This window comes from Actinomadura sp. NTSP31 (assembly GCF_041951385.1).
Classification (GTDB): domain Bacteria; phylum Actinomycetota; class Actinomycetes; order Streptosporangiales; family Streptosporangiaceae; genus Spirillospora; species Spirillospora napierensis.
The window spans coordinates 157731-181851 of sequence record NZ_JBGNUT010000014.1; the positions used below are offsets into that span (position 1 = coordinate 157731).

The window sequence follows — 24121 nt, forward strand, 5'->3', positions numbered from 1 at the left end:
GGGGCGGGTCACTTGCGGCGACCGCGCAGGCGGGCGAGCCGCTCGGCCACGACGGGCTCCCGCACGGCCAGCGCCCTGGCCACGTCGCGGAACTGCCGGCCGCGGTGCACCTGCGCGTGCCAGTCGGTGCCGGTCGCGCGGTGCGCGAGCGGCACCTCCACCTCCGTGACCCGGAAGCCCTTGCGCAGCAGGTCGATGGTGAGCGCGGTCTCCACGCCGAACCCGGCGGCGAGGGGGAGCGCGGCGTCGAACGCGGCGCGGGTCAGGCAGCGCTGCCCGTTCAGCGGCTGGGTGGCCTCCCAGCCGGTGGCGCGGCGGATCCCGTCGCGGGACAGCCGGACGACGAACCCGTGCCCGCCGAGCTTCACCGTCGAGGAGAACACCGCGATCGTCATGTCGGCCTCGCCGGCCCGGACCGGAGCGACGAGCGGCGCCGCCTCGCGCGCGGTCCCGGCGAGGTCGGCGTCCAGGAACAGCAGGTGGCGGGGCTGGTCGCGGCCCTCGTCCAGCAGCCGGACGGCCTCCGCGCCGGTCTCCATCGCGGCGCCCTTGCCCCGGTTGCGGCTGTGCCGCACGACCCGGGCCCCCGCCTGCGCGGCCACCCGCCCGGTGCCGTCGGACGAGCCGTCGTCCACGACCATGACCAGGTCGGCGCCGGGCAGCTCCTGCGCGGCCTTGACGGTGGCCGCGATGCGGTCGGCCTCGTCCTTGGCCGGGATGATCACCGCCACGCCGTGGAGGTCCGCACCGCCGGTACCGGCACCGGCCCCGGGCATGTCCGCGCCGTGCAACTCCGCATCCTGCATATCGGCGATCGTAGTCGGCGCGCGGGCATGCCGCCGTGAACAACCGGGGTTGCCGCGAAGACGGGACGGCGTACGGGACGGGGCCCGCGGGGCTCGCGCGCCCGCGGGCCGGGCCGGCGGTACCGGGCCGGCGGTACCGGAGCCGCCGGAGGCGATGGGCCGCCCGGCGGGCCGGTACCGATGGTCCGGTGTCGGTTCGGATGCGGTCGTGCCGCGCGGTCAGTCCAGGGCGGGCGCCGCGTCGTCGGTCACGGTGAACACGGTGTCGAGCCCGGTGACCTGCAGGATCCGCTTGACGGCGGGGCGCGGCGCGGCCAGCTCCAGCGAGCCGCCCTGCTCCTTCATCCGCTTCATGGCCGCCAGCAGCACGTTCATGCCGGTCGAGTCGCAGAACTCGACGCCGGCCAGGTCGACCACGATGCGGTCGATCTGGCCGCGCAGCAGGCCCGCGAGGGCCGCCTGCAGCCGGGGCGCGGTGTACAGGTCCAGCTCGCCGGTCGCCGTAACGACGGCGTGACCTCCCTGAGACGCGGTCGAGACATTTAGCTCCACGTCCGGCACACTATCTCGACTACGGCCCGCGAGCCAGACGGTCCGGCAACTCGCGTGTGGCGCGGGCGTGTCCGTGGCGCGGCGCCGCCCGGAACGGCCCACACGCTTTGAGAACTACGCACTGCGATGACCCGGTTTCACCCGCGGGCGGGCCCGGGGTCCCCCCTCCGGCAACTCCCCCGTTCCCCACGCGCGGACGTCCCGAGTAGGGAAGGCTGGCCCCGTGCAACAGCGGCATTGGGGGGTGCGCGGCACGTGAAGGCCGACCGAACGACCGACCCGCGGCACACGCGGCTCCGCGAGCGCCTGGAGACGATCCGGGCCCGCTCGGCGAAGTCCACGTCGTGGCGGACGTCCACGCAGTACCTCGCGCGGCTGGTGAACCGGGACGGCTACGTCCCGGTCAGGACCCGGCTGGCCCGCGAGGACCTCGCCTTCCTCGCCGGCGCCCGGGACGAGGTCCTCGCGCTCGCCGAGGTCGGCGTCCGGATCCTCGACCTGCACCGCCCGCAGGAGGCCGGCGGCATCACCAGCGACCCCGACAGCCCCATCCGCCGCTGCCGCGCCTGCATGTGGCGCTGGCCCTGCCCCACCTTCCGCGCCCTCGACGAGTCCATCGACTGATCAGCCGGTCAGACTGATCAGCCGGCCAGACTGATCAGGCGGTCAGGGGGAGGCGGACCTCGAAGCGGCAGCCGGGGCCGGCGTTCGCGACGCCGATCTCACCGGCGTGGGCCTCGACGATGCCGCGCGCGATGGCGAGGCCGAGCCCCGCGCCGCCGCCCGGCGTGCGGGCCGCCTCGCCGCGGAACGCGACGTCGAACACGCGCGGCAGGTCGGCCTCCGGGATGCCGCCGCAGGCGTCGGCCACCGTCACCCGCGCCTCGCCGCCGGACACCTCGCCGGTGATCTCGATCGCGCCGTCGCCCGGCGTGTGCCGGATCGCGTTCACCACCAGGTTGCGCAGCGCCCGCCCGAACTCACCGGCGTCCACGTGGACCGGCAGCCCCGCGCGGACGTCCCCGCTGATCCGCACGCCCTTCGCCTGCGCGAGCGCCTCCGCGCCCGCGACCGCCTCGGCGACCAGGTCGGCGAGGCCGACGCGCTCGCGCGACAGCCGCAGCGCGCCCGCGTGGATGCGGGACAGCTCGAACAGGTCGTCCACCATCTCGGCGAGCCGCTCGACCTCCACGCGGATGCGCCCGTGGTAGCGCCGGACGGTGCCGCCGTCGGCGACGACGCCGTCCTCCAGCGCCTCCGCCATCGCGCGCAGCCCCGCCAGCGGGGTGCGCAGGTCGTGGCTGACCCACGCGACCAGCTCGCGGCGGCTCGCCTCGAGCGCCTGCTCGCGCTCGTGGGCGGCGGCGAGCCGGTCGTAGGCGGCCTCCAGCTCCCGCGACAGCTCGGCCAGCTCCGCCGGCAGGTGCGCGGACGGCGGCCGGAACCGGTCCGCGCGGACGGCGTCCACCAGCACCCGGTTCGCGGCGACCAGCCGCCGCCCGAGCAGCACCGAGACGGCCGTGCCGACCAGCCCCGCGGACGCGACCACCGTCAGCACGACCGACCGGTCATGATCGTCGATCAGCATCAGGAACGAGATCACCAGGATGCCGGAGACCGTCGCCAGCACGGTCGCCGCCGCCACGACGACCAGCTGGATCGCCACCGAGCGGGAGCGCAGCAGGCGCAGCAGGCCGAGCGCGACCGCCGCGACCACCAGCGCGGCGAGCACCGCGCAGAAGACGACCAGGAGAAGATCCGGGAACGGGATCATCGGTCCCCCTCGGCGGCGGCGGCCGGCTCGTAGCGGTAGCCGACGCCCCACACCGTGACGATCCGGCGCGGCGCGGTCGGGTCGTCCTCGATCTTCTCGCGCAGCCGCCGGACGTGCACGGTGACCGTCGAGGAGTCGCCGAACGACCAGTCCCAGACGCGTTCCAGCAGCTCGTCGCGGGTGAACGCGCGGCGCGGGTGGCGCATCAGGAACGCCAGCAGGTCGAACTCGCGGGAGGTCAGCGCGAGCGGCGCGCCGCGCAGCCCCGCCTCGTGCGCGCCGACGTCGACGACCAGGTCCCCGTCGCGCAGCGGGCCCGCCGGTGCGACCGGGATCATCGCCCCGCGCGCCCGCCGCAGCACCGACCGCACCCGCAGCGCCAGCTCGCGCGGGCTGAACGGCTTGGTCACGTAGTCGTCCGCGCCGGTCTCCAGGCCGACGAGCCGGTCGGTCTCGGCACCGAGCGCGGTGAGCATGACGATCGGGACGGCCGAGGTCTCGCGGAGCCGCCGGCACACCTCCAGGCCGTCCATCCCGGGCAGCATCAGGTCGAGGACGACCAGGTCCGGCGGGCGGTCCAGGGCCCTGCGCAGCGCGGCGGGGCCGTCGGCGACGCACTCCACCTCGTGCCCGTCGCGGGCCAGGTACCGGGCGACGACCTCGGCGACGGTCGGGTCGTCGTCGACCACCAGCACCCGGCCGGCTTGGTTCACCATCCGCTCACCAACGCGGTTCGCATGCGCGCACTGACATCACCCTCTTACGCTACGGGCGCCCGCGACGGTTCCACTCCACCCGTCACCACTCCGTAAGGAACTGATCAGCGATGGGGAGGTTCGGCCTGCGCCGGTGACCGATGCCCGCTTTAATGGGCGAATGTCCCAGTCTCGTCCCGCGACCTCCACGGGCGGCGCGATCGCCATGGTGCTGGTCGGCGGCGCCGTCGCCACCGGGGTCGTCATCGCCGCGTCCGCGTTCGCCAGCTATCCGTCCCCGGAGATGCTGAGCTTCCGCAGCTCGACCGGGTTCTTCCTGTTCGTGTGCGTGCTCGGCGGGCTCGTCACCGCGCTCGGGCTGCTGCTGTGCCGGCCGCGCGGCCCCGTCCCGCCGATCCTCGCCGCGGTCTCCGCGCTCGTGGTGATGGAGGTCGGCAAGCGGATCGGCGCCCTGCTGGCCGTGATGATCGGCCTGGAGCGCCTGCCGGACGGCCTCGTGACCGAGATCATGAAGCCGCACGTCAACAAGTACTTCGCCTATGAGCTGCTGGCCGTGGTGATCGCGGGCGGGCTCGGCGCGCTGCGGGTCTCGATGTCCGGCGGGTTCGGGCCGGCGCGGCAGGGGCAGCCCGGGTGGACCGGGCCGCAGCCGGCGGGCGGGTTCGGTCAGCCGCCCATGGGGCAGCCCGCCCAGCCCTTCGGGGCGCCGCCCGCGCAGCCGTACGGCACGCCCGGCGGTCAGCCGATGCAGCCTCCGCCGCCGTCCGGGCAGCCGTTCAACGCGCCGCCCCCGCCCGGCAACCAGCCTCCGCCGCCCTCCGGGCAGCCCTTCAACGCGCCGCCGCCGCCCGACAACCGGCCGCCCGCCCCCTGAGACGGCCCCGGGCGGACCCCGGGCGGACCCCGGGCGGGCCTCAGGGTCGGCCTCCGCCCAACGTCCAGGGGGAGCGGGTTCCGCTTCGTACTGAAGAGTGATGCCCTGCCCGCCATGACCGCATACGGTGAGGGACATGGGTAAGACAATCCTGACCATTGTCGGCGTCGTCCTCGCGATCTGGCTGCTGATGACCGTGATCGGCGCGATCATCTCGATGCTGAAGTTCTTCTTCTTCATCGGGTTCGTCGCCGTCATCGTCGTCCTCGCGGTGACCCTCGTGTCCAAGATGGCCCGCAGCAACCGGTAGCACCTCCCCCCTTGCCGGGGCTTCGCCGATGACCGCATGATGCCGGGACAACCAGGCGGTCATCGGCGAAAGGACCTACCGTGCCGGGTCTGACAGACATCCTGCGCGAGCGGGCGCTCGCGCAGCCCGACCGGGTCGCCTACGTCGCGGGCGACGCACGGCTCACCTACCGCGAGTTCGACCGGCGCGCCGACCGGGCCGCCGCCGCGCTGGCCGCCGTCGGCGTCGGCCCCGGCGACCGCGTCGCGATCCTCGACAAGAACTCGCTGGAGTACGCCGAGCAGCTGTTCGGCGCGGCGCGGATCGGCGCCGTCCAGGTGCCCGTGAACTACCGGCTCGCGCCCGACGAGGTCGCCTACATCGTCAACAACGCGCAGGCGAAGGTGTTCATCGTCGGGCCCGAGTTCGTCCCCGTGCTGGACGCGATCGCCGGGAAGCTCGAGCACACCACGCACACCGTGGTCATCGGCGCGGACGGCGGCCCCCACCTCGACTACGCCGCCTGGACGGACGCCGCCGACGCCGCGCCGCCCGCCTACGAGGGCGCCACCTCGGACGTGTTCGTGCAGCTCTACTCGTCGGGCACCACGGGCCTGCCCAAGGGCGTGATGCTCACCCACGACAACTTCCTCGCCGCCCTCGAGGCGACCAACGACGCGTGGGCCGTCGACGACGCGACCGTCCTGATGGTCGCGATGCCGATGTACCACGTCGCGGGCAACGTGCTGACGGTCTCGGTCGTCTACAACGGCATCACCGGCGTGATCAGCCGGGAGCCCGACCCGACCGAGATCGCGCGGGCGATCGAGCGGCACCGCGTCACGCACATCTTCCTCGTCCCGGTCCTGCTGCAGTTCATGCCGCTGATCCCCGAGGTGACGGCCTGCGACCTGTCCAGCCTCGAGCTGATGCTGTACGGGGCGTCGCCGATCAGCGAGGAGGTGCTGCGCGGCGCGATGGCGATGCTGCCGGGCACCGGGTTCATGCAGGTGTACGGGCTGACGGAGGTCACCGGCGCGATCACGATGCTGCCCGCCGAGGACCACGACCCGGACGGCCCGAACGCCCGCCGGCTGCGCAGCGCGGGGCTGCCCAACTCCGGCTGCGAGCTGCGGATCGTCGACCCGGCGACGGGCGCGGACCTGCCGCCCGGGCAGGTCGGCGAGATCGTCTGCCGGACGGCGCAGAACATGAAGGGCTACTGGGGGATGGCGGAGGCGACCGCCTCGGCGCTGTCCGACGACAACTGGTTCCGCACGGGCGACGCGGGCTACCTCGACGAGGACGGCTACCTCTACATCCACGACCGGGTCAAGGACATGATCATCTCCGGCGGGGAGAACATCTACCCCGCGGAGGTCGAGAACGTGCTGATGGGGCACCCGGCCGTCACCGACTGCGCCGTCATCGGCGTCCCGGACGCGCGGTGGGGCGAGACGCCGAAGGCCCTGGTCGTGCTCTCCGAGGACGTCCCCGAGCAGCAGATCATCGACTACTGCCGCGAGCGCCTCGCCCACTTCAAGTGCCCGACGTCGGTGGAGCGCCGCGACGCGATCCCGCGCAACCCCACCGGCAAGATCCTCAAGCGGCAGCTCCGCGCCCCCTACTGGCAGGACCGCGACCGCGGCGTCCACTAGCGGAAGCGGATCACCGCCGAGACGGGCCGGTGGTCGGAGGACTTCCCGACGGCGGCGGGGACGCTGCAGGAGACGGTGGCCGTCCTGGTCAGGAACAGGTAGTCGTCCTTCTCCACGGCGGCGCCCCGCCAGTCCTGGAGGGTCTTCGCGCCGGTGCGCGAGGATCCGGACTGGTCGCACTCGGCGTAGGCGCGGTACAGCGGGTCGAGCGCCGCGTTCTCGGGCGGTTCGGCGAGGTCGCCGCCGGCCACGACGCGGGCGCCGGTCCCGGCGAGCGCCGCGTAAGCGCGGCCCTGCTTGCGGCGCCATTCGCCCTGCGGGTCCTCGGCGGGCGAGCTGAACTGCGTGACGCACAGGCGCGTGCTCCACGCCGCGGCCTCGCCGCACAGCGCGACGCGCGGGCGTGCGGCCGGCGAGGGCAGCTTCGTCCGTTGCGCGCCGGTCAGCGGCGTCGCCGCGCCGAGCGCGACGCCGAGCCGTCCCTGGCCCCCGGCGCAGGACGGGCCGCCGGGGTAGGCGGCGAACTCCCAGCTCCATTTGGCGAACCAGGACGCCCGCTTCAGCGCCTGCACCTGCCCGGAGCAGATCTCCTGGAGGAACGCGGCGTTGGTGCGGACCCTGCGTCCGCCGACCTCGGTGGAGTGCAGCTGGTCGGCGACCCGCTTGGCGAGTTCGGCGGGCCGTCCGCCGAGCGGGCAGCCGGGCTCGGCGGCGGCGCAGACGTTCCAGGTCAGGGCCGTGACGGTGGCCTTCGGGGGCGGTCTGCGGACGGCGCCGTCGGCGTGCGCCGGTCCGCCGCCGGGCAGGCCGTCGATGTCGGCGCCGAGGCCCGCGGCGGTGACGACGGCCGCGGCTCCGCAGACCGACAGCAGGGGAATCAGAGCGCGGGGGGCTCGCACACGTTCTCCATCAGGGGGATACCAGCGGGGATGATGGGGGAAATCCCACCACATCGCGATCTTGTCCGCCAGCGGTTCGCGACCGTCCGGTCACTGCGCGGGGGAGAATTCCGGTCCGGCCGAAGCTCCGGCACCGCATAAGTCGATAAATCGGCAAAATGCGGGATCCGGCGGGCCGTCTCCGACCCACCGGACCCCCGCGTCCGCCGGCCTAGCCGAGCAGCTCGACGACGGTGCCCGCGCCGACCGTCCGGCCGCCCTCCCGGATCGCGAACCCGAGCCCCTCGCTCATCGCGACGGCCCGGCCGAGCTCGACGGCCATCTCGACGGAGTCACCGGGCATCGCCATGCCGCCCTCGCCGCCGAGGTCCACGCCGCCGACCACGTCCGTCGTCCGGAAGTGGAACTGCGGCCGGTACCCGTGGAAGAACGGCCTGCTCCGGCCGCCCTCCGCCGCCGTCAGCACCCGGACCCGCGCCCGGAACCGGGTGTGCGGGCGGATCGCGCCCGGCGCCGCGACCACCTGGCCGCGCCGCACCTGGTCGCGCCGCACGCCGCGGAGCAGCATCGCGGTGTTGTCGCCCGCCTCGGCGTGGTCCATCGACCGGCCGAACGTCTCCAGCCCGGTCGCGACCGTGCCGAACGACTCGCCGAGCCCGACGACCTCCACCGCGTCCCCGATCCGGACGGAGCCCTGCGCCACCACCCCGGTCACGACGGTGCCGCGCCCGGTGATGGTGAGCACGCCCTCCACCGGCATGAGGAACGGCTTGTCGAGCACCCGGTCCGGTACCGGCACGTACGCGTCGATCGCGTCGAGCAGGTCGCCGATCCGGGGCGTCCAGTACGGGTCGCCCTCCAGCGCCTTCAGCCCGGACACCCGGACCACCGGCACCTCGTCGCCGGGGAACCCGTACTCGCCCAGCAGCTCGCGCACCTCCAACTCGATCAGGTCGAGCAGCTCGGTGTCCTCGACCATGTCGGACTTGTTCAGCGCGACCACGATGTGCCGGACGCCGACCTGGTGCGCCAGCACGATGTGCTCGCGCGTCTGCGGCATCGCGCCGTCCTGGGCCGAGACGACCAGCACCGCGCCGTCCACCTGCGCCGCCCCCGTGATCATGTTCTTCACGAAGTCGGCGTGGCCGGGCATGTCGATGTGCGCGTAATGCCTGGTCGCGGTGGAGTACTCGACGTGCGCGATGTTGATGGTGATGCCGCGGTCGCGCTCCTCGGGGGCGCGGTCGATGCCCTCGAACGGCACGGCGGACGCCAGCCCGCGCTCGGCCAGCACCCGGGTGATCGCCGCGGTGAGGGTCGTCTTGCCGTGGTCGACGTGCCCCATCGTGCCGATGTTCAGGTGCGGCTTGTCCCGCTCGTACAGCTTCTTCGCCATGGTCTCTTCGTCCTCACGATGATCCGAACGTGAGAACCCGCGCGGCGCGCACCCTGCGGATGCCGCCGCGCTCCAACCGGACCACCCCCCTCCGCTGGTTCTCCGGAGGCGGGACGGAGAGGGGTCAGCGTCGGACGCCGTCGCCGGCGGGCGCCGCTGCTGCTGCCGCTGCCGTGAGGAAGGCAGCCGGCACCGCGCTCAGCAGGCAGTCGCCTGCGAGCGTCCGGGTGCCGGCTGCGAGGAACATGCTTCGCACCCTACGGAGCGCTTTGGGGGAAGTCGATCGGTTTTCCCGGCCATCGCGGTGGCTTGCGTTGGCGGGGCCAACAAAGTAATTTCATTGGTGGCACCAACGTTGGTGTCGCCAATGAGTGGAGGGCCCCATGCCGACGATCGATGTGCTCGACTCGACGATGTACTACGAGGAGACAGGGAGCGGCGCCGCCGTCGTCTTCCTGCACGGCAACCCCGGCTCGTCGCGGCTGTGGCGGCGGGTGCTGCCCGCCATGGGCGGGGACGGGCGGCTCCTCGCCCCCGACCTCATCGGCATGGGCCGCTCGGGCAAGCCGGACGTGCCGTACCGGTTCGACGACCACGCCCGCTACCTGGACGCCTGGTTCGACGCACTGGACCTGGACGATGTCGTGCTGGTCGGCCACGACTGGGGCGGCGCGCTGGCGTTCGACTGGGCGGCCCGCCATCCGGGACGGGTGCGCGGCGTCGCGTTCTTCGAGACGATCGTCAAGCCCGTGACCTGGGACGAGCTGGGCGAGGCGCCGCGCGCCCGCGCCGAGGCCATGCGCGGCGCCGAGGGCGAGAAGCTGGTGCTCGAAACCAACTTCTTCGTGGAGACCGCGTTCACCGGTGGCGTCCTCACGCCGCTCGGCGAGGACGAGCTGCGGCCGTACCTGGAGCCGTACCCCACACCGGAGAGCCGCCGTCCGATCCTCCAATGGGCGCGCTCGATGCCGGTCGACGGAGAGCCCGCCGACGTGCACGCGCGCGTCACCCGGTACGGCGAGTGGCTGGCCGCCACCCACGACGTCCCCAAGCTGCTGATCACCTTCGACAGCTCGCCGACGCTGGGCATCACCCCGGCGATGGCCGAGTGGTGCGCGGAGCACATCGCGAACCTGGAGATCGAGCACGGCGGCCCGTCCGGTCACCACGCCCCCGAGGACCGTCCGGACACCATCGCCGCCGCGATCACCGCCTGGGCCGAGCGCCACGCTCTTCTCGAACCCCGGGCCGCGGTGAGGTGAGGCGCTCCCGCTACCGGCTCGGGAGCGAGCGCGGGAGCCCGAACCAGGGGAGCACGCTGTTCTCGAAGCGGGTCATGGCGCTGATCCGGTCGCCCGCCAGCGTGAGGACGAACAGGCCGGTTCCGTGCCGGACGCCGTTGGGGCCGTGCAGGTAGATCCCGAACGCAGGCTGGCCGTTGGCCCGCGCCGGCACGAGGTCGGATCTCCGGCCCGCACCGAGCATGCCGGCGCAGAAGCCGGCCACGACGTCCCGGCCCTCGTACTCGAAGGGCAGCGGCGGCATGGACACGAAGACGTCGTCGGTGAGCAGGGCCACCAGCGCGTCGATGTCGGCGCTCTCCCAGGCGCGCACGAAGTGCGCCACGAGGGCGTTCTCGGCCGGCGAGCCGGCGGGCGGGGCGGGTTCGCGGTCGGTGAGCGCCGGCCGCGACCGCCGCAGGCCGGTGCGCGCCCGCTTGAGGGCGCTCTTCACCGATTCGACGGTCGTGTCCAGCATGGCGGCGACCTCGTTCGCGGGGAATCCGAGGACGTCGCGCAGGATGAGGACGGCGAGCTGGCGGGGCGGCAGAGCCTGGAGCGCGGTGACGAAGGCCAGCGAGACGGATTCCGTCCGCTCGTAGCGGGCCTCCGGGCCGAGCGGCCCGGGCTGCGCGCCTTCGAGGAGGGCGTCGGGGAACGGCTCCAGCCACGCGATCTCGCCGAGCCGGGTCGGTTCGGGAGGTTCGACGCCCGGGACGTCCCACGCCTTGGCCGGGCGCCGGGCCGCCGAGCGGAGCGTGCTGAGGCACCGGTTGGTGGCGATCCGGTACAGCCAGGTCCGGATGGAGGCGCGGCCGTCGAACCCGCCGAGTCCCCGCCAGGCGGCCAGCAGGGTCTCCTGGAGGGCGTCCTCGGCGTCCTGGAACGAGCCGAGCATCCGGTAGCAGTGCACGTGCAGCTCGCGGCGGTGCGGTTCGGTCAGTTCGCGGAACGCTTCGCCGTCCCCGGCCCGCGCCCTCGAGACCAGGTCGGCTCTCACCAACTCCACCGTCGCCACCTCTCGCCGGGTTCCCATCCTGTACGGACGCCGGCCGAGGCGGAAAGGGGGCGGTCCCCGGCCGCCCCCTTTCCCGTCGCCGCGGCGTCTTGATCGGTGTCAGGCACGACGGCGACGGGAGAGGCACCATGGGAAAGATCGTTGTCAGCGAGAACGTCTCGCTCGACGGAGTCATCGAGGTCGCGGCCGAGGACGACGGCTCCCGGTTCGGCGGCTGGTTCGACTGGATGGCGGACGAGGACCGCAAGGCGTGGGCCGAGGCCGGGTTCGAGGAGGCGATGAACGCCGAGGCCCTGCTCATGGGCCGGCTGAGCTACGAGTGGTTCGTCGCGCGGGGCTGGCAGTCCCGGACCGGCGCGTGGGCGGACAGGCTCCGGAGCCTGCCCAAGCACGTCATGTCCTCGACCCTCCGGAACCCCGGTTGGGACAACTCGACGGTCCTGAAGGGCGACCTGGTGGACGAGGTCTCGGCGCTGAAGCGGGACGTGGACGGGGACATCGTCGTCTACGCCAGCGGCCGGCTCGTGCAGGCGCTGCTGGAGCACGACCTGGTCGACGAGCTGCGGCTGACCGTCTACCCGTTCGTGCTCGGCGCCGGCCGGCGTCTCTTCGGTGAGACGAGCGCCAAGAAGCCGATGCGCCTGGTCGAGGCCCGCACGGTCGGGGCCGGCCTTCCCTTCCTCGTCTACCGGTCCGTGCGAGTGCCCTAGGCACCGGGCCCCGGCGGGGTCAGGCGGACGCTTTGACCAGTTCGTCGGCGACCCACCGGGCGACCCCGTCGGGGTAGGGCGACGGCAGTCCGAGGACGATGTGCCGGAACCCGGCGTCGAGCACCTCGCCGATCGCGTCCCTGGTGGCGCCGGGCTCGTCGTAGGAGACCGGCAGGTGGACGGAGCGCGTGATCGAGGCGGGGTCGCGGCCGATGTCGGCGCAGTAGCGGTCCAGCAGCGCGCTGCGGGCGGTGACGTCCTCGATGTCGCCGCCAGGGACGTTCCACAGGTCGGCGTGTTCGGCGACCACGCGCAGCGTCGCGGACGAGCGGCCGCCGATGAGGATCGGCGGGTGCGGGCGCTGGACGGGCTTGGGGTTGCCGAACGCGCCGGCCAGCCGGTGATGGTCCCCGTCGAAGTCGAACGGCTCGGTCTCCGTCCACAGCCGCCGGATGATCGTGCACGCTTCGGCGAGGCTCTCCACGGAGTGCCCGAAATCGTGGAAGGGCAGGCCGTGCGCCTCGTACTCCCGGCGGGCCGCCGGGTGGCCGGGACGGGAGCCGGCGCCGATGCCGAAGTCGAGGCGCCCGCCGGAGACGGTGTCGACGGTTGTGGCGATCTTGGCGAGCATCGCGGGCGGCCGGAACCGGTTGCTGGTCACCAGCAGGCCGAGGCGCAGCCGCCGGGTCCGGGCGGCGAGGGCGGACAGCAGCGTCCAGCCCTCGAAGGCCGGGCCGTCCGGGTCGCCGCCGATGGGCATGAGGTGGTCGAACAGCCAGGCGTGCCCGATCTCCGGGATCGCGTCGGCGTCGCGCCAGACCCGCAGGATGTCGTCGTAGCCGACCTGCATCGGCGCGGTCATGATTCCGAAACTGGGTGCCTGCGGCATGAGCCGGGGTCCTTTCGGCGGCACCCGCCCGAACGGGCAGGCGCCGCCATGGTGGCGACGCGGTCGGATGGGGAAGCGGATCCGCTTATTTGCTTTCGAGCTTCCCCAGCGGCTCGGAGGCGTCCTCCAGCGCGGAACGCGCCTCCTGCCAGGCGGTGTCGCCCGGGTAGAGGACGCCGCGCAGGTAGGCGGTGGTGAGCCGCTGGATCAGGGCGACGCGCTCGGGGCTCTCGTCCGTCGTCTCCGCGATCTCGTATCCCGGAATCCCGCCGAGCGAGTGCTCCGCCCCGAACAGCGTGAGCAGGCTCTTGTCCTTGGGGCTGAGGACGTAGGGGTCGGTGAACCAGTCCGGCCCCCGGGTGGACAGCGGGGACCGGTCCTGGTCCCCCGCGACGATGAGCGCGGGCGCGGCCATGCCGTCGAAGGACGGGTTCATGAAGGGGAAGTGCTCGGCGGCGAACGCCGAGAGGTCGGCTCCGCCCGTGCCGGTCAGGGCGAGCAGGACGCCCGCCTTCACCCGGGGGTCGGTCAGGTCCTCGCCGGGCGCGCCGCCGGAGTCGAGGACCCGCGCGCCCAGCAGCATGCTCGCCGTCTGGGCTCCCCAGGAGTGGCCGGCGACGGTGACGCGGGTGCGGTCGAGGCGCCCGGCGAGGCCGGGCACGGCGGCCTCCAGGACGTCGAGCCCGTCGATGGCGCGCTCCAGGTCGTCGACGCGCAGGCGCCAGATGTCCGGCGTGCGCGGGTCGTCGGCGGGGATGCCGAGCGTTCTGGAGTCCAGGTGGGTGGGCCGGACGACCGCGAAGCCGTTGGCGGCCCAGTGGTCGGCCAGCGGCGCGTAACCGTCCATCGACCAGCCGAAGCCGTGCGAGAACACGATGACGGGCAGGTCATCGCCGGTCGCGGGCGCGGAGACGCTGACCTGGAGGTCCTCGCCGCGGCCTGGGGCGGGGAGCACGACCGGCCTGGCGGTGACGACGGTGGTCGGGGAGTTCGACATGGATGTGCCTTCGTTCGGTTCGTTCGACGGGCCCCGCGGGACCGCGGACGGCGGCGGGGCTTGGTGGCCGGAGTCGCGCTCTGGCATCATGGACAACCGGAACGTTGTCCCGTTTGAACGATACGGAACGACGTCCCGTTTAGCAACCCACGACTCGGAGGGCGCGGTGAACGACGGCGAGCGCGGCGCGGAGCGCGCGGCCCGGCCCCGGCGGGCGGACGCCCGGCGCAACCAGGAGGCGCTGCTCGACGCGGCCGCCGAGATCTTCGTGACCGCGGGCGTGGAGGCGCCCGTACGCGACATCGCAGCGAAGGCGGGCGTCGGGACGGCCACGATCTACCGCCACTTCCCGACGCGGGCGGACCTCATCGTGGCCGTCTACCGGCACCAGGTCGAGGCGTGCGCCGAGGCCGGCCCCGTCCTGCTGGCGGAGAGCGCGACGCCGTACGCGGCGCTGGGGCGGTGGATCGACCTGTTCGTCGATTTCCTGGTCACCAAGCACGGGCTCGCGGCCGTGCTGCGGTCCGACACCGCCGGCTTCGAGACGCTGCACGCGTACTTCCTCGAACGCCTCATGCCCGTGTGCGGGCGGCTGCTCGACGCCGCGGCGGCCGCCGGCGAGGTCCGCTCCGGCATCTCCGCCTACGAGCTCATGCGGGGCATCGGGAACCTCTGCATCGGCGCGGAGAGCGACGAGCGGTACGACGCGCGCCGGCTGGTCGGCCTCCTGATCGCGGGGCTGCGGCCGCCCCGCTGATCACCGGCCGTTCAGGCCTGGCCGGGGATCTCGGCGCCGGACGGCAGGCCGGCGGCCACGTACGCGTCGTACTTCGGCTTCCACTCGCCCGGCTCGGCGGCGCGGTCCTCGGCCAGGGCGTCGAGCGTGGACAGGCAGAGGTCCCAGCCGGCCGCGTTGCGCGCCGCCGCGTTCCGGGCGCCGAGCACGTTGGTGAGGACGAACCGGGTCCGGCCGCCGGCGAGCGGTTCGAGGTCGAAGTGCAGCTCGTCGCCGCCCCAGGTGAAGGCGAGCCGGCGCGGCGGCGCGAGGTCGATGACGCGGCCGGTGGACGTGGCGCCGGGCATGTTCGGGTCGCCGGAGAAGGTGATCGCGCCGCCCACGGCGAGGTCGATGGTGATCTCGGGGGACGGGAACCAGCGGGCCAGTTCCGCGGGGTCGCTGACCATCCGCCAGACCCGGTCCACCGGGTGGTCGTAGATCCGCTCGAAGCGGACGGCGGGGCGCCCGCCGAGTTCGAGGTAGCCGCCGGGGTTGGTGATGATCATGATGGATCGCCCTTCCGGTCGTCGGTCGCCTGGGCGTCCAGCCGGTCGCCGAGCGCGTCCAGGCGCGCGTTCCACAACCTGCGGTAGGGCGCGAGCCAGGCGTCGAGCTCCGCCATCGGGGCGGGCCGGATCGCGTACAGCCGGCGCTGCGCGTCGCGTCGGACGTCGACCAGCCCGGCCTCGCGCAGCACGCGCAGGTGCTTGGACGCGCCGGGCTGGCTGAGCCCGCACTCGCGGGCCAGGTCGCCGACCGGACGCGGCCCGTGCAGCAGCCGGTCCAGGATCGCGCGCCGGCTCGGGTCGGCGAGCGCGCTCCACACCGCGGTTGCCATGTCGCTCAATATGCCTCATCTAGAATATAACTGTCAAGGAATATAGGCTGATCATCGTGTGGGAGACCGCAGCAGGAGCCAGCCGCTGGCGGCGCCCGCGAACTGGAGCGCGGCGATCGCCAGCACCAGCCCGACCGGACCGACCGCGTCGGCGCACGCGGCGGTGAGCGCCGCGCCGAGCGCCGACGCGCCGATCTTGAGGCTGCCGCCGGTGGTGTTGACCTGGCCGAGCCGGTCCGGCGGCGACTCGCGCTGGCGGAGCATCAGCGTCGCGGCGAACACCGGCCCCTCGGCCAGGCCCGCCGCGCAGAACGCGGCCATCGCCCAGAGCACGTTCGGCGCCACCGCGAGCGCCGCCAGCGCGGCGCCGAACGCGACGAGCCCGCCGATCAGGACCGGCTCGGCGTGCCGGGGCGTCAGCCAGCGGCTCGACGCCAGCGAACCGAGCAGCGACCCGACGGCCATCGCCACCAGCAGCCGCCCGCCCGCGCTGGGCGCCGCGCCGACGTGCCCGGCCAGCAGGACGGCCGTCACCGCGACACCGCCGAACCCGAGCCAGGCGAGCGTGGTCGCGACGGTCAGCGCGCGCAGCACCCGGCCGCGGGCCAGCACGACCAGCCCGCCGGTGATCACGTCCGCCAGGCCGGGCCGGCCGTCCTCGGCGACCTCGGCGATGTCCCGCTCGGCGATCGCGCCCTTGCCGACTTCGGCGGCCGTCTCGACGGGGTCGCCGTCCGCGGGCCGGTCGAGCCTCGGCGCGGTGATCCCGGCGGCGGCCCCGCCGGGCTCCGCGGGGCCGGGCGGCGCGGCGAAGGGGAGGAGGGGAAGCGCGAAGAGGCTCAGGACGGCGCTCACGACGATCGCGGCGCCCGCGTACCCGCCGCCCGCGAAGGAGGCGACCCCGGCGGCGAGACCGGGCCCGGCGATGGCGGCGACGTTGTAGCTCGACGCCTCCAACCCGTACGCGCGCGACAGCCGCTCGGCGGGGACGAAGCGCGGGAGCAGGCTGGTCAGCGCCACGACGACGGGCTCGGTGCAGCCGATCACGGCGGCGACGCAGAGCCCGAGGACCAGCGGGGACGCGCCCGCCATCGCCAGGAGCACGCCGGTCGCGGCGGCGTAGACGGCGGCCAGCGCGACGACGGCGCGGCGCGGGCGGGCCATCCGGTCCAGGGCGTTGCCGATCACCGGGCCGCTCACCACGTACGGCAGCGTCATCGCGGTCTGCAGGTAGCCGGCGGTCGCGGCGTGCCCCGTCCGGGCCTGCACGGTCAGGACGAGCGCCGTCGCGACGCCCTCGGCGGACACCCGCAGCAGCGTCGCGGCGGTCAAATGCAGCGATAGCCCCCTGATCATCCTCGGATCGTGGCACAGGAAAGGGCCGTCGGCTCCCCCGGAAAAGGGCGACCTAGACTTCTGGTGTGACGCAGACAACGGGGACGACGGCACACGAGCACCGGGTGACCAGCGAGGTCGGGCGGCTGCGGACGGTCCTGCTGCACCGTCCGGGCGCGGAGCTGAAGCGGCTGACGCCGCGCAACAGCGACAAGCTGCTCTTCGACGCGATCCCCTGGGTGGGGCGGGCGCAGGAGGAGCACGACGCGTTCGCGGAGGCGCTGCGGGAGCGCGGCGTCGAGGTGCTGTACGTGACCGAGCTGCTGCAGGACGCGCTGGAGTACGAGGCGGCGCGGGAGCAGGCGATCGGCGACGCGATCGTCGACCTGCGGCTCGGCGACCAGCTCCGCCGCGTCGTCGAGGGCTACCTGCGCGACCTCGACCCGGAGGACCTGGCGCAGACGCTGGTCGCGGGGCTGGCGCACGAGGAGCTGAAGTCCGGGCACGGCCTGGTGTACCGGCTGATGGACCGGCTCGACTTCATCGTGGACCCGCTGCCCGGCCTGCTGTTCACCCGCGACAACAGCACCTGGATCGGCGACCGGGTGGCGGTGACCAGCCTGGCCATGGACGCGCGGCGCCGGGAGTCGCGGCTCACCGGGCTGATCTACGCGCACCATCCGCGGTTCGACGGGGTGGAGCCGGTGTACTCGCCGTCGCTGGAGCACCTGGAGGGCGGCGACGTCCTGCTGCTGTGCCCGGGCGTGATCGCGGTCGGGACGGGCGAGCGGACGACCCCGGCGGGCGTCGAGCGGCTGGCCCGGCAGGTGATCGGCGCGGGGCTCGCGCACACGGTGCTGGCGGTGCCGATCGCGCAGGAGCGGGCCACCATGCACCTGGACACGGTGTGCACCATGGTCGACGTCGACACGGTGGTCATGTATCCGCCGGTCGCGCACTCGCTGACCGCGTACACGGTCACGCTGGACGGCGGTGCGCTGCGGGTCGCCGAGCCGCGCCCGTTCCTGGAGGCCGCCGCCGCGGCGATGGGCCTGGACCGGCTGAAGGTGATCGACACCGGCCTGGACCCGGTGACGGCCGAGCGCGAGCAGTGGGACGACGGGAACAACACCCTCGCGGTCGCGCCCCGGCTGTGCGTGGCCTACGAGCGCAACATCGAGACGAACGCGCAGCTGGAGGCGTCGGGGATCGAGGTCATCCGGATCACCGGCAGCGAGCTCGGCACCGGCCGCGGCGGGCCGCGCTGCATGTCCTGCCCGATCCTGCGCGACGCCCCGTGAACGCCGAAGGCCCCGGCGGACGCCGGGGCCTTCGGGACGTTGGTCGCTCGGGCGGTGTCGACGGGGGCACGACAGCGCCCGAGCTTGTTGAGGACCATACAAGGTTTCCCAGTGGTCCTTCTAGGCGGGGTATGCCCTACTTGGGGCAACCTCATTCCTCGTGCGGTCGTACAGGTCGTTCTCCGGTTCGTCCATGAGGTCCGGGAAGTCGGACAGATCGGGCATGCCGACCGGGGTGCGCACGGGTGCGGCGTCCTCGCCGCCGGGCGAGCGCGGCGCGCGAACCACGGCCCACACGGTGGTGGCGCCCTCCTCGTGCCGGACGCCCCAGCCCTCCGACAGGGCCTCGACGATGCCCAGCCCGCGGCCGCCGAGCGAGGACAGGGTGCCCGGGCCGCGGCGCGGCTCGGTCATCGCGCCCCCGTCGCTGACCTCCAGTTCGAGCACGTCGCCGCGGCACAGCCAGCAGACCTTGACCTGCCCGGAGGGCAGCGGCCTGGCGTGCCGCAGGGCGTTGCTGATCAGCTCGCTCACGATGACGCTGGCGTCGTCCACGACGGACTCGTAGACCCCCGTGGCGGCCAGCTCCGAGCTGAGGCGCCTGCGGGCGACCGCGACGCTCGACGGCGCGTGTGGCAGCAGTACGACGCTCGACGCCCTCACCTCCCCGTGCTCGCTCGGACCAGTCCCGTCGCCGCTCTTCCGGTACGACCGAAATGCCCTGATGGCACGGGCCGGAAACCTGGGCGACGCGGTTCACCACCTGCACAACGAGTCACCGGCCGTCCGGTCACGGTGATCACCCCCCGTCCGTGGTGTGCGAGCCCGGTGCGGGAGGGTGATCCCGTCACCAACGGCGACCAACAAAGGATCTATCCAGTGGACGGACGGGTTACTCCTCGCGCCCGCGTTTCGTCCGTCACACCCGGTGGCCACCGTACTTTCCCGCACGGGGCAACACTGCCACCAGTCAGGACCGCGGGAACCGCGGGCCACACCGGACTCACCCGGCCGCATCCGGACCGGTGCCCTCACGGTAAGTGACCGACCGGGCGGTCATTCGGCCGGCAGGACGAGCCGCATGCAGGTGCCCGCTCCGCCGCCCTTGCGGGGGTGCGCCGAGATCGCCCCGCCCTGCGCCTCGGTGAGCCGTTTGACGATGTAGAGGCCGAGGCCGATGCCGCCGAACCGGCGCCGGTCCCCCGCCTCGCCCTGCACGAACCGCTCGAAGATCCGCTCGTGGTCGCCGGGCCGGATGCCGATCCCCTCGTCCTCGACCGTCACCGCGATCCCGGCCGCGCCGGCCTCCGCGCGGACCCGGACCGTCCCGCCGTCCGGGCTGTACTTGAAGGCGTTCTCCAGCAGCTGCCCGAGCACGATGTCGGTCGCCATCGCGTCGCCCTGGCACGGCGGCAGGCCCGGCGCGATCTCCAGCTCCACCCGGTGCAGCGGCGACAGCGACCGGAACCCCGCCACCACGCCCTCCAGCACCCGGGCCAGGTCGAACGGCTCGACCGTCACGGCCAGCTCGTCGGCGCCCGCGCGGGAGCCGAGCAGCAGGTGCTCCACCAGCCGACCGAGCGACTGCGCCCGCTCGGCGATCGTCGCGACGGCGGCGCGCCGGTCGGGGTCGGGCAGCTCGTCCCACCGGTTGACCAGCGTGGACGCGAAGCCCTGCACGACCGTGATCGGGGTGCGCAGCTCGTGGCTGGTGGTGGCGAGGAACAGGTCCTTGGCCTCCTCCAGCGCCTTGGCCTCGGTGACGTCGCGGAAGTCGACGACCAGCTCGCCGGTCTCCTCGATCTCGGCGGCCAGCACGTTCAGCCAGACCCCCGACTCCAGCGGGAAGGTCAGCATCTCCCCGAGCGCGGGCATGTCGAACGGCAGCGGCCGGCCGATCGCCTCCTCCGGCGGGATGCCGGTGAGGGCGTGCGCGGACGGGTTCCATTGCCGGACGACGAGGTCGTGGTCGAGCACCGCGATGCCGTCCGCGCTGGAGTCGATCACCGCGCGCTCGTGCGCCCGCTGCCGGACGACCTCCGCGTAGGCGACGGCGTTGCCGACCGCGACGCCGGCGTGCCCGGCGAGCAGTTCCAGCAGCTCCAGCTCGGTGTGGCCGATCTTCTGCCCGGAGAACAGCGCGTACAGCGCGCCGTACGGCCGGTTCTGCAGGTAGGACAGGCCGAGCGCGACGGTGTGCAGGCCGGGCAGCTCGGACCAGATCAGGTCGCCGAGCCGCTGCTCCCCGGTCGCCAGCTTGACCGTCTTGCCGGACCGCAGCAGCTCCCCGACCAGGCTCGACCGCAGCTCGGCGGTCGTCCCGCGCATGCGCTCGGGCAGCCCCGAGGTGCTGACCAGCCGCAGCCGCTCCCCCTCGATCCGGACGAACCCGCCCGCGTCCGCGCCGGTCAGCTCGATCAGCGCGGTGGTGATCCGGTCGAGCACGACGGCCAGGTCGAGCTCGGCGTTCAGGTCGGCGACGATGTCGTTCAGCCGCCGGACGAGCCGCGCCCGCTCGGTCATGTGGTGCTGGACGATCTCGTCGTCCTCGGCCGGGTGGTACACCCCGACCCAGCCGAGCGAGGTGCCGTCCGGGTCCTTCAGCAGGCTCGTGTCGATCCGCACGTCGATCAGCCGGCCGTCCCGGTGGAACCGGCGGGTCGCGATCGAGATCTGCCCGCCCTCCTTCTCGGACTCGCCGGCGCGCCGGGTGAGCAGCCGCTCCTGGACGGCGTTGTGCTCGGCCTTCAGCTCGTCGGGGACGATCGGCGGGACGCGGCCGACCATCTCCTCGGCGCTCCAGCCGAACATCCGCTCGGCGGCCGGGTTCCACACCGTGACGCGATGCTTCTGGTCGACGGCCACGATCGCGTCGGCGGCGCTCTCGATGACGGCGCGCGCGATCGGGTCGTGGACGTGCTGCACGCCTGTCATCGTGCCACCCGGCACCGGCGCGGCGCCGGACAACAGCCGCCGAAAGGTTCCCACCAACTGCCGCGACCGAGCGGAAGAACACCACTTCAGCGGCCCGAAGACCTCGAAATCGGCCATCCGTCGTGCCCTTTCCGGCGGGCGCGGCGCATCCGTCGGCGCGCGGTCCCGGCAACCCTACTGTCGAGTAATGCGGCCGTCCCGGGCGATCCCCGCCCGGCCGGACGGCACCGCCCGGCCGATCAGCAGGGTCGCGGCGGCGGCGACGAGGAAGGACAGCAGCGACGCGCTCATCCAGCTCTGCGGGGTGAAGTGCAGTGCGTCGCGGACGTCCTGCCAGAGGTCGGCCCACCAGCTCACGGTGCCGGGGTTGATCAGCTGGTAGGCGACGATGCCGATCGCCCACGCGACGATCATGCTCCACCGGGACGGCGCGGTCCGGCTCGCGTCCCAGCCGCCGCCGCGGCCCCGGCCCAGGAAGAAGTCGGCGGCCAGCACGCCCAGCATCGGCACGAATACCGACCCGATCAGCGACAGGAAGCTCGCGTAGTCGTTGATGTCCAGCACCAGCGCGAGCACCGTGATGCCGGCGCCGAGCGCGACCGACAGCACCCGCCGGTCGGCGCGCGGCACGAGGTTCTGGATCGACACCGCCGTGGAGTACACGTTCGCGAACGACTGGTCGGCCTCCCGCAGCACGAACACCGCGAAGAACACCGCGCCCAGCGCGACGTGCAGGAACGGGTCGAACACCCGCTCGGTGTCGCCCGCGACGAGCGCCAGGGCCAGCAGCCCCAGGACGTAGGCCACGATCTGGGTGACCGAATACCCCACCGACGCCGCACCGAAAGCCGCCCGCGCGCTCCGGGCGTGCCGCGTGTAGTCGGCGGCCACCGGCACCCACGAGATCGACACCGCGAGCGCCGCGTCCGCGCCGACCCAGAACCCGCTCCACGACCCGTCGTTCAGGTCGGGCAGCGGCTGCCGGACGAGCTGCACGTAGAAGTAGAGCAGCGCGACGATCACCGCGACCGTCACGTACCGGCGCAGCAGCCGCACCGACCCGAGCGGCCAGATCGTCAGCACCGTGGTGAGCACCCCGGCCGCGACCACGTAGCCCCAGCGCGGCACCCCGTCCCACAGCTCGCGCGCCGCGTCCGCGATCACGATCAGCTCGAACGTGCCCCAGCCGACGAGCTGCGCGATGTTCAGCACCGTCGGCAGGTACGACAGCCGCGCCCCGAACAGGCCTCTGAGCAGCACCATCGCCGGCTGCCCCGTCTTCGCGCCCGGCGCGGCGGCCAGGCCGAGCATCAGCCCGCCCAGCACGGTGCCGACGATCATCGCGGCGATCCCCGCCGCGATCGCCAGCGTCGGCTTCCCGTCGGCGTCCGGCGCGAGGACGGTGTAGGCGCCGGAGAAGGCCAGCAGGCTGACCCCGAGGTTCGCCCAGAACGCGCTCTGGTCCCAGAAGCCGAGCACCTTCGGGGCGGGCTCGTCCAGGGTGTAGGGGACTTCGTTGCGCGGACGCTCGTCGACGTCGGACGTCACGGGACACACTCCCTACGCCGGCATTACCCGGACAGGTTCATGCGGTCGGCGGCGCCAGGAAGGCCGCCCTCTCAGCCCGGCTTGTGGCCCGAGCTCCCGCGGGTATCGGTCAGCACCGATCGTACAACCGCCCGCAACCCCTCATAAGGTGTGGAACGGTCACGCCACGTAAGGGTCGCCGTCCCCGCCGTTCTCCATCGGCCGGCCCGCCTCGGCCCAGGCCTTCATCCCGCCGTCGACGTTCTTCGCCAGCCATCCGGCCTGGTTCAGCGCCACCGTCACCTGCGCCGACCGCGCACCCGACCGGCAGATCACGAAGATCTCCCGGTCCCGGGGGACCTCCCCGGCCCGGTCGCCCAGCCGGCCCATCGGAATGTGGACGGCGCCGGGCGCGTGCCCCGCCTCCCACTCGTCCTGCTCCCGCACGTCCAGCAGGTAGCAGTCCTGCGGAACGTCGGCGGCGACCACCGCCGGAACCTCGTCCCCGAAATTCATCACACCCCCATGGAACCGCGCCGAGAGCCCCTGCGTCGAATCACGCATGCGGTATCGGACGCTCATCCTCGCCGCGCCCGGGCTCGCCATGATCTTCTCACTGGCCGCCTGCGGTGACGAACACGCCAAGACCCTTCCCGCCAAGCGGCCCTCGGGGGCCGCCACGGTACGGCCCTCGGGTTCCCCGGCGGACAGCCTCACCATCCGGATCCGGGCCTCCGCCCAGGCTCCCGCCACGACCTACACGCTGACCTGCGACCCGGCCGGCGGCGACCATCCGAAGGCCGCCGACGCCTGCGCCGCGCTCAGCAAGGCCAAGGCGCCCTTCGCGCCCGTCCCCAAGGACCGGATGTGCACCGACATCTACGGCGGCCCCGAGGTCGCCACGGTGAAGGGCACCTGGCAGGGCAAGCCGATCGACACCACGTTCAAGCGCAACGACGGCTGCCAGCTGCACCGCTGGACCCAGATCGCGCCCGTCTTCGGCTCCGTCCCCAAGGTCCGCTGACCGGGAACCGGCCCGCCGCGGCGGCGGCGCGGGCGGCGTAGGCCCGCCCGGGCCGTCCGCGGCGGCGGTTCGGGTCGGGCGTCAGAGCGGGGCGAGGCGCGCCTTGAGCAGGCAGAACTCGTTGCCCTCGGGGTCGGCCAGGACGTGCCACTGCTCCTCGCCCGTCTGGCCGATGTCGGCGGGGCGCGCCCCGAGCGCCAGGAGGCGTTCGAGCTCGGCGTCCTGGTCGCGGTCGGTGGCGTTGACGTCGATGTGCAGCCGGGACTTCCCCGGCTCCGGCTCGTCCCGGCGGCTGAGGATGATCGTCGGCTGCGGGCCGCCGAACCCCTCGCGCGGCCCGATCTCCAGCGTGCCGTCGTCCTCGCGGTCGAGCACGACGAAGTCCAGGACCTCGCACCAGAACCGGGCCAGCAGCTCGGGGTCGCGGCAACCGAGCACGAGCTCACTGATACGACATGCCATGAACGGAACCTGCTCTCTGCCTGGGAGCCGCCGCGGCGGCCACATCCCGTGCGCCCCCAGCAGC

At 73.4% G+C, this 24121-nt stretch carries 26 protein-coding genes and 1 riboswitch; of the genes, 9 read left to right on the plus strand and 17 right to left on the minus strand.

Translation table 11 applies throughout. The annotated features are described in order from the left end of the window. Nucleotides 1-8: 8 nt before the first annotated feature. Together ACA514_RS24280 and ACA514_RS24285 are read right to left on the minus strand one after the other, a co-directional pair. Nucleotides 9-776, minus strand: coding sequence for a glycosyltransferase family 2 protein (locus ACA514_RS24280; protein ID WP_375043602.1), 768 nt, complete (start codon nucleotides 774-776; stop codon nucleotides 9-11). 249 nt (nucleotides 777-1025) lie between these two features. Next, nucleotides 1026-1358, minus strand: a complete 333-nt coding sequence (locus ACA514_RS24285; RefSeq protein ID WP_285913503.1) for an STAS domain-containing protein — start codon at nucleotides 1356-1358, stop codon at nucleotides 1026-1028. A 255-nt stretch (nucleotides 1359-1613) separates the two neighbouring features. Here ACA514_RS24285 and ACA514_RS24290 point away from each other — a divergent pair, with 255 nt between their 5' ends. Continuing rightward, nucleotides 1614-1982, plus strand: a complete 369-nt coding sequence (locus ACA514_RS24290; protein ID WP_375043516.1) for a hypothetical protein — start codon at nucleotides 1614-1616, stop codon at nucleotides 1980-1982. A 34-nt stretch (nucleotides 1983-2016) separates the two neighbouring features. On the opposite strand, the gene ACA514_RS24295 is transcribed toward ACA514_RS24290, so the two are convergent. Further along, the gene (locus ACA514_RS24295) at nucleotides 2017-3132 is read right to left on the minus strand and encodes a sensor histidine kinase (RefSeq protein WP_375043517.1); all 1116 of its coding nucleotides are present in this window, start codon (nucleotides 3130-3132) and stop codon (nucleotides 2017-2019) included. Next, entirely contained in the window at nucleotides 3129-3848 is a 720-nt protein-coding gene (locus tag ACA514_RS24300) for a response regulator (protein WP_375043518.1), read from the minus strand. Before ACA514_RS24300 ends, ACA514_RS24295 begins: the two co-directional genes overlap by 4 nt. Before the next feature lie 160 nt (nucleotides 3849-4008). On the opposite strand from ACA514_RS24300, the gene ACA514_RS24305 reads away from it, so the two are divergent. The 3 genes from ACA514_RS24305 to ACA514_RS24315 all read left to right on the plus strand — a co-directional run bounded on the left by ACA514_RS24305 (nucleotide 4009) and on the right by ACA514_RS24315 (nucleotide 6669). Beyond that, complete coding sequence (locus tag ACA514_RS24305; protein ID WP_375043519.1) at nucleotides 4009-4722, plus strand: hypothetical protein; 714 nt, start codon at nucleotides 4009-4011, stop codon at nucleotides 4720-4722. A 136-nt stretch (nucleotides 4723-4858) separates the two neighbouring features. After that, the gene (locus tag ACA514_RS24310) at nucleotides 4859-5032 is read left to right on the plus strand and encodes a hypothetical protein (RefSeq protein WP_344260758.1); all 174 of its coding nucleotides are present in this window, start codon (nucleotides 4859-4861) and stop codon (nucleotides 5030-5032) included. A gap of 80 nt (nucleotides 5033-5112) precedes the next feature. After that, the gene (locus ACA514_RS24315) at nucleotides 5113-6669 is read left to right on the plus strand and encodes a long-chain-fatty-acid--CoA ligase (RefSeq protein WP_375043520.1); all 1557 of its coding nucleotides are present in this window, start codon (nucleotides 5113-5115) and stop codon (nucleotides 6667-6669) included. Here the strand turns inward: ACA514_RS24315 and ACA514_RS24320 are convergent. Both ACA514_RS24320 and tuf read right to left on the minus strand, forming a co-directional pair. Further along, entirely contained in the window at nucleotides 6666-7568 is a 903-nt protein-coding gene (locus ACA514_RS24320) for an endonuclease/exonuclease/phosphatase family protein (protein WP_375043521.1), read from the minus strand. The genes ACA514_RS24315 and ACA514_RS24320 overlap by 4 nt on opposite strands. A 211-nt stretch (nucleotides 7569-7779) precedes the next feature. Next, the gene (gene tuf, locus ACA514_RS24325) at nucleotides 7780-8964 is read right to left on the minus strand and encodes an elongation factor Tu (RefSeq protein WP_375043522.1); all 1185 of its coding nucleotides are present in this window, start codon (nucleotides 8962-8964) and stop codon (nucleotides 7780-7782) included. A 383-nt stretch (nucleotides 8965-9347) separates the two neighbouring features. Between tuf and ACA514_RS24330 the strand changes: the two genes are divergently transcribed. Then, nucleotides 9348-10226 carry a haloalkane dehalogenase gene (locus tag ACA514_RS24330; protein WP_375043523.1) on the plus strand — a complete coding sequence of 293 codons (879 nt, stop codon included), beginning with the start codon at nucleotides 9348-9350 and terminating at the stop codon, nucleotides 10224-10226. Between the two features lie 10 nt (nucleotides 10227-10236). On the opposite strand, the gene ACA514_RS24335 is transcribed toward ACA514_RS24330, so the two are convergent. Beyond that, nucleotides 10237-11253, minus strand: a complete 1017-nt coding sequence (locus ACA514_RS24335; RefSeq protein WP_375043524.1) for a sigma-70 family RNA polymerase sigma factor — start codon at nucleotides 11251-11253, stop codon at nucleotides 10237-10239. Between the two features lie 137 nt (nucleotides 11254-11390). Between ACA514_RS24335 and ACA514_RS24340 the strand changes: the two genes are divergently transcribed. Beyond that, nucleotides 11391-11972 (plus strand): dihydrofolate reductase family protein, encoded by a 582-nt coding sequence (locus ACA514_RS24340; protein ID WP_375043525.1) that lies wholly within the window; start codon nucleotides 11391-11393, stop codon nucleotides 11970-11972. A 19-nt stretch (nucleotides 11973-11991) separates the two neighbouring features. Here the strand turns inward: ACA514_RS24340 and ACA514_RS24345 are convergent, their stop codons facing one another. Both ACA514_RS24345 and ACA514_RS24350 read right to left on the minus strand, forming a co-directional pair. Next, the gene (locus ACA514_RS24345; RefSeq protein ID WP_375043526.1) at nucleotides 11992-12834 is read right to left on the minus strand and encodes an LLM class flavin-dependent oxidoreductase; all 843 of its coding nucleotides are present in this window, start codon (nucleotides 12832-12834) and stop codon (nucleotides 11992-11994) included. A gap of 112 nt (nucleotides 12835-12946) precedes the next feature. Beyond that, nucleotides 12947-13858, minus strand: coding sequence for an alpha/beta hydrolase family protein (locus tag ACA514_RS24350; protein WP_375043527.1), 912 nt, complete (start codon nucleotides 13856-13858; stop codon nucleotides 12947-12949). 166 nt (nucleotides 13859-14024) lie between these two features. Here ACA514_RS24350 and ACA514_RS24355 point away from each other — a divergent pair, with 166 nt between their 5' ends. Next, a complete protein-coding gene (locus ACA514_RS24355; RefSeq protein ID WP_375043528.1) occupies nucleotides 14025-14615 on the plus strand; it encodes a TetR/AcrR family transcriptional regulator in 591 nt (196 codons plus the stop codon). An 11-nt stretch (nucleotides 14616-14626) separates the two neighbouring features. On the opposite strand, the gene ACA514_RS24360 is transcribed toward ACA514_RS24355, so the two are convergent. The 3 genes from ACA514_RS24360 to ACA514_RS24370 are packed head-to-tail and all read right to left on the minus strand — an operon-like array spanning nucleotide 14627 to nucleotide 16830. Beyond that, nucleotides 14627-15142, minus strand: a complete 516-nt coding sequence (locus ACA514_RS24360) for an SRPBCC family protein (protein WP_375043529.1) — start codon at nucleotides 15140-15142, stop codon at nucleotides 14627-14629. Next, nucleotides 15139-15474 (minus strand): ArsR/SmtB family transcription factor, encoded by a 336-nt coding sequence (locus ACA514_RS24365; protein WP_375043530.1) that lies wholly within the window; start codon nucleotides 15472-15474, stop codon nucleotides 15139-15141. Before ACA514_RS24365 ends, ACA514_RS24360 begins: the two co-directional genes overlap by 4 nt. Nucleotides 15475-15525: 51 nt before the next feature. Then, nucleotides 15526-16830 (minus strand): MFS transporter, encoded by a 1305-nt coding sequence (locus tag ACA514_RS24370; protein WP_375043531.1) that lies wholly within the window; start codon nucleotides 16828-16830, stop codon nucleotides 15526-15528. A 65-nt stretch (nucleotides 16831-16895) separates the two neighbouring features. Here ACA514_RS24370 and ACA514_RS24375 point away from each other — a divergent pair, with 65 nt between their 5' ends. After that, nucleotides 16896-18110: an arginine deiminase gene (locus tag ACA514_RS24375; protein ID WP_375043532.1), complete on the plus strand. Its 1215-nt coding sequence runs from the start codon at nucleotides 16896-16898 to the stop codon at nucleotides 18108-18110. Nucleotides 18111-18230: 120 nt separating this feature from the next. Here the strand turns inward: ACA514_RS24375 and ACA514_RS24380 are convergent, their stop codons facing one another. The 4 genes from ACA514_RS24380 to ACA514_RS24395 form a co-directional block, all read right to left on the minus strand. After that, nucleotides 18231-18773 carry an ATP-binding protein gene (locus ACA514_RS24380; RefSeq protein ID WP_375043533.1) on the minus strand — a complete coding sequence of 181 codons (543 nt, stop codon included), beginning with the start codon at nucleotides 18771-18773 and terminating at the stop codon, nucleotides 18231-18233. A gap of 393 nt (nucleotides 18774-19166) precedes the next feature. Further along, nucleotides 19167-21044: a PAS domain-containing protein gene (locus ACA514_RS24385; protein WP_375043534.1), complete on the minus strand. Its 1878-nt coding sequence runs from the start codon at nucleotides 21042-21044 to the stop codon at nucleotides 19167-19169. Between the two features lie 174 nt (nucleotides 21045-21218). Next, the gene (locus tag ACA514_RS24390) at nucleotides 21219-22592 is read right to left on the minus strand and encodes a purine-cytosine permease family protein (RefSeq protein WP_375043535.1); all 1374 of its coding nucleotides are present in this window, start codon (nucleotides 22590-22592) and stop codon (nucleotides 21219-21221) included. Then, nucleotides 22585-22702: riboswitch (TPP riboswitch) on the minus strand. (Overlaps the previous gene by 8 nt.) Before the next feature lie 49 nt (nucleotides 22703-22751). Continuing rightward, complete coding sequence (locus ACA514_RS24395; protein WP_375043536.1) at nucleotides 22752-23087, minus strand: rhodanese-like domain-containing protein; 336 nt, start codon at nucleotides 23085-23087, stop codon at nucleotides 22752-22754. 46 nt (nucleotides 23088-23133) lie between these two features. Between ACA514_RS24395 and ACA514_RS24400 the strand changes: the two genes are divergently transcribed. Beyond that, nucleotides 23134-23595, plus strand: a complete 462-nt coding sequence (locus ACA514_RS24400) for an SSI family serine proteinase inhibitor (protein WP_375043537.1) — start codon at nucleotides 23134-23136, stop codon at nucleotides 23593-23595. 81 nt (nucleotides 23596-23676) lie between these two features. On the opposite strand, the gene ACA514_RS24405 is transcribed toward ACA514_RS24400, so the two are convergent. Next, a complete protein-coding gene (locus ACA514_RS24405; RefSeq protein ID WP_375043538.1) occupies nucleotides 23677-24057 on the minus strand; it encodes a VOC family protein in 381 nt (126 codons plus the stop codon). Nucleotides 24058-24121: the final 64 nt, after the last annotated feature.